A 7,015-nucleotide genomic window follows, 5' to 3' on the forward strand; every position below is an offset into this window, starting at 1 on the left:
GCTCGCGCTCGCCCTGGTCGTNGGCAGCGTGCGGGCGGGACGGCTGGGGCCGGCGGTCGCGGACTGGTTCGCCGGCCACGCCCGCGACCGCGACGACGTCCACCTCGACGTCCTCGACCTGGCCGCCTTCCCGCTGCCCGCCGACATGGCCGCCGCCCCCGGTTCGCCGCCCGAGCGGCTCGTCCGCGCGCTCGGGGAGCGCCTCGCCGCCGCGGACGGGTTCGTCGTGGTCACCCCGGAGTACAACCACAGCTACCCGGCGGCGTTGAAGAACGTCATCGACACCTACCGCCAGGAGTGGTTCGCCAAGCCCGTCGGGTTCGTCTCCTACGGCGGGGTGAGCGGCGGCCTGCGGGCCGTCGAGCACCTGCGCGCCGTCTTCGCCGAGCAGCACGCCGTCACCGTCCGCGACGGCGTCAGCTTCCACGGCCCGAGCGCCGAGGACTTCGCCGCGGGCGGCCCGGCGGGCACCGCGGGCTCGCCGGCGTCCGCCGCGGCGAACCGGCTGCTCGACCGACTGGGCTGGTGGGGCCGGGCCCTGCGCCACGCCCGCGCCGCCGAGCCCTACGCCGACTCCTGAACCCACACCCTCACCGGCCACACCGCCCGCGTCTGGTCGGCAGATTTCNCCCCCGACGACNCCCGCCTCGCCACCGCAGGTACCGACGACACCTGTCGGCTGTGGGACGCGGCCACCGGCGATCCGATCGCGATCATGATCGGGCTGCGGGACGGGGGATGGGCCGTGCATCGGCCGGACGGGACCTCCACGGTGGTGGGCAGCGTGGCCGGGGAGTTCTGGTGGTCGATGGGGCTGTGCCGGTTCGGGCCCGGCGAGCTGGATGCCTACCTGCCGGCGGCTCAATCGGCTCGGTAGCGCACGGCGCTCCGAAGCAGCGGGGAGTTGGACGACGGGCGCCTACGGCGACCGCCTCCTGCTCCACCGGCACGGCTCCACGGTCCGCCGCGCCCGCCGCGGCGGGCGGCGCGGACGGGGCCCGGCGCCCCCTGACCGCCCGGCCGGGCGGTCAGGGGCGCCCGGCCTGCCTTGCCCTCGCCAACCGCGGGACATCACAGCGTCCAGAGCGCGGCCTGGGGCACGAACGCCCCGGCGACCGCGGAGCTTCCCACCACCGTCTGGGCCCCGGTGATCGCCGCGGCGAAACTGTAGTCGCCGCCGAGCGTGCCGAGATCGGTGGTGGTTCCCCGGTACCAGCGGATGGCATGATCGTTGCCAGCGGCGTTGAGCGCGGTCGCGCAGACATAGCCCCGCGCACTGATGCCACCCGGATCGACGCGCAGCCCGAAACCCGTGATCGGAGTGCGCCGGCCGCGGCTCCAGACGAACGCGTTGGTCTGCGTTCCGATGCTGCGCACCAGGATGTCGCCGTTGTCGTTGATCCCGACCGCCTCGCTCTGCTGGTCGCCGGAAAGAACGCCCAGGTCACACAACGCCCCGCGCTCCCACAGGAAGGCCCGACTCTGCCCGCCCACCCTCTCGCTCGTCCCCGCCACCTGACCCCGGGCATTCAGCCCCACCGCCCGGCTCCAGGTGCCACCGAGGGTGCCGAGATCGTAGATGTGCCCGTTCGACCAGACGAAGGCATGGCTGTGACCGGTCGCTGTCACGCTGGTTCCGCAGACCTGCCCCAGGTCGTTGATGGCCACTCCTTCGCTCGACGACCCGCCGAGCGTCCCCAGGTCGGTCATGGCGTTGCCGGCCCAGACGTAGGCGTGCCGGTCACCGCCTGCGACACTGGTGGTGCCCACGATCCGTCCGCGGACGTTGACGCCGACGGCCTGGCTCCACCGGCCGCCCAGCTCGTCGGTCCCGCCGAGGTAGCCCAGCGGCTGGTGGGTGCCATGGGCCCAGCGGAACGCCTGCCGGGTGTAGTGGCTGACGAGGTCGCCGACGACGACGCCCGACTCGTTGATGGCGTTGGGACGGCTGCTCAGCGGCAGGACCCGCAGCACACCGGCCCGCCAGACGAAGCCGGCCACCTCGAAGGCGGAACGCTGCCAGAAGCCGGCCATCAGGCCGTCGACGTCCCCGCAGGTCACCTGGCCGGGTCCCACCCCGGTGGGGTCGGGGATGCCCGTGGCGGCCAGGGCGCGCGGGGCGGGCCGAACGCCCGCGGACGGCTGCACGGGGATCATCGCGGCCGAGGCGTCGCGGCCACCGGCCCCGTCGAGGGCCGCGCCGGACCGCGACCTCGAACGGGTGCCGCCGCGGCCCCGGCCGACCGGCAGGACGGGCGTCAGCGCCGACAGCAAACCCATCTGTACAAAGACACGTCGATTTCCCACTCAGGATTCCCTTCACGCCTGTTGCCGACGTAGCCGTTGCTGCGCGGAGGGCCGTCGCGTGCAGCGAACTCACCCCGACCCCCGGCCCGTCCCACGGGTCGGCACTATCCCACGCGACGATCAGATGGCCGGCCGCGACACGACTCCGCAGGCCCGGCGACGGATCCGCGTCCGAGGAATCCAGATACCCCAGGCTGGCAATACAAGCTGTCCATGACCAATATTTGACCAGGCACTAGTTCGCCGTATCCGACGAGTCTTCCGCGGAGCCCACCCGCGGCGCGCCACACGGGACCTCGGGACTAAAGTCCCGGCATCGTGTCTCCGCCGGTGTGCGTCCTCGCCAATGTCGTGCGGAGCGGTCAGACTTCCGGACGGCAGCTATTGTCGGTTGCGGCAGGACCAGGGGCCGACGCAGCCGACCCATCCGATCCGCTGGACGCCGATAGCACGCCGGTCACCGCCGTCAGGCCCGCCAATCGGCCCGCAGTGGCTACCGAGCGGGGCAGGGCACATGCCTTTCGATCAGGATGTGGCGACCGGGGAACCAACGGCGCTCCCCGGACGGGGCGGCGCGACGCCGCCAGGCCGGGCCGTGGCGGCGGCGACTGCGCGCCCGAATACACCGGAACGGATATTCCTGAACGGCGACCAAACCTACCCTCGCGTGAGAGTTTCGGTCGGTGGCCGCGAGATCCGTGTTCCTGGTCGATGTCGAACGCTTGGCGGGTGACGCCGCGATCCCTGCCACGCCGCGATCCCCGCCACATTGCGCGGCGACTCGACGCGGCCCAACGTCCAACGCCCGTACGACCGCGTGACCACCCGCCGGGTGATCACGAGTCGTGGACGTTGTCGTGTTTACAGAGCGACGATCTGCAGGGCGTCGCCAACGCGGTCCCGGTGGCCCGCTCGCTCGTGGACGAGCACGTCCTCCACCCTCGCCAACAGGTCCTGCGGAATCGCCAGCAGTACCACGGGATACTGCACCGAAAGCCCGGCGAGGAAGGGCTGGAGCCGCTGGACTTCCACCACCGTGTGACAGAGCTGGACCACGCCGACCCTGCCGTCTTCCAGACAGACCAGGCCGTCCGGATCGGGCATGTCGTACTCGACCTTCCGCATGTTCTCCACGCGCCATCGACGTGCGCTCACCCAGGTCTGCACGGGTGTTCCCGTCACACCGCGCGCCTCGATGCGCAGCCGGGCCCGCGCCACCAGGGCCTGATGAATGACCTCCATGACGGGAGAATCGGCGACCGGGGCGGTGTCGAGATCGGCTCGGATGACCAGGCGGGTCCCCGCCTGGGTGAGGTGGACCAGCCGACCCTGGTAGGTGAGAGCATGCCCCGCGTGGACGATGCCCGCGCTTTCCCACCGCCGGACGATCGCCCGCACGGCGTTCCTCGTGATGGGCTTCTTCGGATCCAGGAGATGGGGAATGTCCGACTCGAAGATGGCGGCCATATCATAGATCCACTCCAGCGCGAATAGGTCACGTCGATTGAGTCGGATGGACCCTTTGTCCGCCCTGGTCCGACGCCGGATCTCACTCATCGGCGGCTACCCCGCGGGCGGCGGAATCGGAGAAACGAAGCGGACCGGAGCGCGCCGCCGAGCCGATGGCGCCTGCTGATTCATGCGCGGAACTATACCCGACCCAAGCCCGGAGAATCGGCCTGGCATCCCCTCTCACGTAAGGAACTCAACGCAGCGGATCACAGCCAGGTCGTCAACATCGATGCAGGTCCGCTAGACGCCTTACAGTGGCTGTATTCTGCCTGATCACCGGGCTGGCAGATTCCGAAGCAAAAGACAAATCAGCGCAAGGTTTCCTTTTCGTAGGCGGAATCGTGAAGCCCATCGAGCCCCGGCCACGCACCTTCTTGTCGCGGTGGGGAGCGCTTCGGGATGCCCGCGCCGACCGCCGCGGCGAGATCCTCGATGGCCGTCGTCGTCCGGTCGAAAACGGGTTGCGTAGGCGGATCGGGACGGTGCCCGCGCTGGCACTGGGCCCGTAGCCGCCCTCGCGGCCGGCCCTCACAGCCAGCCCTTGCGGCGGAACACGACGTAGAGGATCGCCGCGGACAGCACGAGGATGACCAGGTCGACGGAGAACCCCCAGCTCTCGCCGTTGCCCGGGTAGGGGACGTTCTGGCCGAAGAAGCCGGTGATGAGGGTGGGCACGGCGATGATCGCCGCCCAGCCCGTCATCTTCTTCATCACGAGGTTGAGCCGATTGCTCTGGATCGTCAGGTTGGTGTCCAGAATCGAGTTGATCATGTCGCGCAGGCTGTCGGTCCACTCCGTGGCGCGCAGCACGTGGTCGTAGACGTCCTGGTAGGAGGCGACCAGGCCGTCGGTGACGAGGCCGGTGTCGCGGCGCATGAGGCCGTTCACCGCCTCGCGCATGGGCAGGATCTCCCGGCGGAGCTGGACCAGGCTCTTGCGCAGCTCGAAGCTGCGCCGGTGGACGGTCTGTTCCGGAACGTCCTCGTCGAAGAGCATGTCCTCGAGGTCCTCCAGCGCGCCGTCCAGGGCCTGCACGGCGGTGAAGTAGCCGTCGACGACGACGTCGATGATCCCGTGGACGAGGTAGCCGACACCGTGCGCGGCCAGGTCGGCGTCGTTCGAGCGGCGCAGGACCGCGCCGAGGTCGAACGTGTCGTCGGGGCGCACGGTGACCAGCGTCCGCCCGGCGATGAACGCCGAGATCTCCTGGCTGACCAGCTCCCCGGAGGCCACGTCGAGGCGCACGGCGTAGGTGTTGAGGAACAGGTGGGTCGGGTAGCGGTCCAGCTTCGCCCGCTCGCCGGCCGACAGCGCGTCCTCGACGGCGTGCGGGTCCAGGCGCAGTTCGTCGGCGACGAGGTGGATCTGCTCGGCGTCCGGGGCGCACAGGTCCAGCCAGACCACCGTGTCGTCGTCCCCGCGGAAACGGTGGACGTCGGCGAGGGGGAAGTTCTCCTCGGTCAGCACGCCGCCGCGGAAGGCTCTGGTCCGCACCTCGCCGCCGGGGTGGCGCGGGGGCGCGCCGGCCAGCCCCACACCCCCGGAACCGCCCTGATCGACCATGGCCTCCACCACCCCTTCGCCTGCCTGCGACCCCGCGACCGCTCCGCTGCGAAGGCGGTACCCGCGCCAGCCGGGTCACTCCCACCGCGGTGCTGAGGAATCGGACACCGCGTCGCGGTGGGAGTCGGACTGCACCTGTTCGGATCCGGTTGGCGGGTTCACCCGCGCCGCAGCCGCCGGGCGCTCCCCGTCGGCGGGGAGCTCAGCGCACGTCGCGCGGGCGGAACTGGACGCTGATCCGCGGACCCACCGGGCGGGACGACTTGGGCACGGCGTGATCCCAGGTGCGCTGGCAGCTACCGCCCATGACGATCAGGTCGCCATGGCCGAGCTCGAAGCGCAGCGCCGGGCCGCCGCCACGCGGGCGCAGCAGCAGCGGCCGGGGGCAACCCAGCACGACGATCGCCACCATCGTGTCCTGCCGGCCACCGCGCCCGATCCGGTCACCGTGCCAGGCGACGCTGTCGCGCCCGTCGCGGTACAGGCACAGCCCCGCGGTGACGAACCGCTCCCCCAGCTCGGCCGCATAGTGTTCGTCGAGGGCGTCCCGCGCTGCCGCCAGTGCCGGGTCGGGCAGCACCTCGCCGCCACCATAGAAGGCCAGCAGCCGCGGGATGTCGACCACCCGCTCGTACATGGAGCGCCGCTCGGCCCGCCAGGGGACCCCGTCGCGCAGCCGCTCGAACAGGGCGTCCGCCCCCTCGATCCAGCGCGGCCGCAGATCCACCCACGCGCCCGCGGACAGCGCGCGCCGGCGCACGTCCCCCGCGAGCGGACCAACCTCGACCGACGCCGCCGCATCGAGCAGCGAGGCCTGGAACGGGGCGACGTCCACCACTCCAGGCTATCAAACACCCGTTCGATCAGGACGGGACCGGCGGCGGCGCTGCGCGAACCGCCCGGGCCCCGGCATGCACGCCGGCGGCGAGAAGGAAGGGCCGCCGCCGTCGACTCCGGCTGCGTCCGCACCGTCGAGACGACCGCGGACCACCGGCGCCGGTCAGTACAGGCCCATCGCCCGGTCGACAGCGATCTCGATGACGATCAGCCCGGGCAGGTCGGGCGGACGCGACCGGTACCGCCGGGTGTATGCGCGCACGCCCGCGGCGACCCGGCCCGGCTCGTCCGACACCGCGGCGGGGCCCTCCAGGGTCAGCCAGCGGCCACCGTCGACCTGGCAGACGGACACCCGTCCTCCCGGTCGCGCCCGCACGTTGCGTGCCTTGCGCCGGGAGGCCACGGTCATGACGCGGGCGAGCCGGGCGGCGGGGTCCCAGGTGAACCCTGTCCTTCGCACGTTCGTGCGATGTGACAGTTCCGTGATCTTTTGGTTGTTCCGTGTCGGGTTTGCCGNGGGGTGGAGTGGTGGGCCTGGCACGGTTCCCGCCTGTGACGGTCGTGGCGGGTTATGGACCTCCGAGCGTGGAGAAGATGCTCGGCGCGCTGCCGGTCGTGCGGGACTTCCTGCGCCGGCTTGGGGTGGCCAGCGTCGTCGACCGACTCTGCCCGGTCCGCGAGGACGCCCGGCTGACCCACGGCCAGGTCATCGAGGTCCTCATCGCCAACCGGTTGACCTGCCCGACCGCGATGGTCCGGGTCGCCGACTGGGCGGCGGCCTGGGCGGTCGAGGAGG

5 protein-coding genes and 2 pseudogenes are annotated in these 7,015 nt (G+C 71.5%); 3 read left to right on the forward strand and 4 right to left on the reverse strand.

Features of this window, described 5'->3' with window-relative positions; genetic code table 11:
• Positions 1-22: 22 nt before the first annotated feature.
• Together FF36_RS27140 and FF36_RS40200 are read left to right on the forward strand one after the other, a co-directional pair.
• Positions 23-580, forward strand: a pseudogene (locus tag FF36_RS27140) (NADPH-dependent FMN reductase); the annotation flags it as partial.
• 61 nt (positions 581-641) lie between these two features.
• A pseudogene (locus FF36_RS40200) lies at positions 642-877 on the forward strand (hypothetical protein); the annotation flags it as partial.
• A gap of 194 nt (positions 878-1,071) precedes the next feature.
• On the opposite strand, the gene FF36_RS27145 reads toward FF36_RS40200, so the two are convergent.
• The 4 genes from FF36_RS27145 to FF36_RS27160 all read right to left on the reverse strand — a co-directional run bounded on the left by FF36_RS27145 (position 1,072) and on the right by FF36_RS27160 (position 6,217).
• Positions 1,072-2,280 carry an HAF repeat-containing protein gene (locus tag FF36_RS27145; protein WP_236706380.1) on the reverse strand — a complete coding sequence of 403 codons (1,209 nt, stop codon included), beginning with the start codon at positions 2,278-2,280 and terminating at the stop codon, positions 1,072-1,074.
• An 888-nt stretch (positions 2,281-3,168) separates the two neighbouring features.
• A complete protein-coding gene (locus tag FF36_RS27150; protein ID WP_236706379.1) occupies positions 3,169-3,774 on the reverse strand; it encodes a hypothetical protein in 606 nt (201 codons plus the stop codon).
• A 573-nt stretch (positions 3,775-4,347) separates the two neighbouring features.
• A complete protein-coding gene (locus FF36_RS27155; RefSeq protein WP_236706378.1) occupies positions 4,348-5,382 on the reverse strand; it encodes a magnesium transporter CorA family protein in 1,035 nt (344 codons plus the stop codon).
• Between the two features lie 202 nt (positions 5,383-5,584).
• Positions 5,585-6,217 carry an alpha-ketoglutarate-dependent dioxygenase AlkB gene (locus FF36_RS27160; RefSeq protein ID WP_044888044.1) on the reverse strand — a complete coding sequence of 211 codons (633 nt, stop codon included), beginning with the start codon at positions 6,215-6,217 and terminating at the stop codon, positions 5,585-5,587.
• A 554-nt stretch (positions 6,218-6,771) separates the two neighbouring features.
• Here FF36_RS27160 and FF36_RS27170 point away from each other — a divergent pair.
• On the forward strand, positions 6,772-7,015 hold a 244-nt coding region (locus FF36_RS27170), incomplete at its 3' end, for a DUF4277 domain-containing protein (protein WP_199865480.1).

It is taken from the genome of Frankia torreyi (assembly GCF_000948395.1).
Lineage (GTDB): Bacteria > Actinomycetota > Actinomycetes > Frankiales > Frankiaceae > Frankia > Frankia torreyi.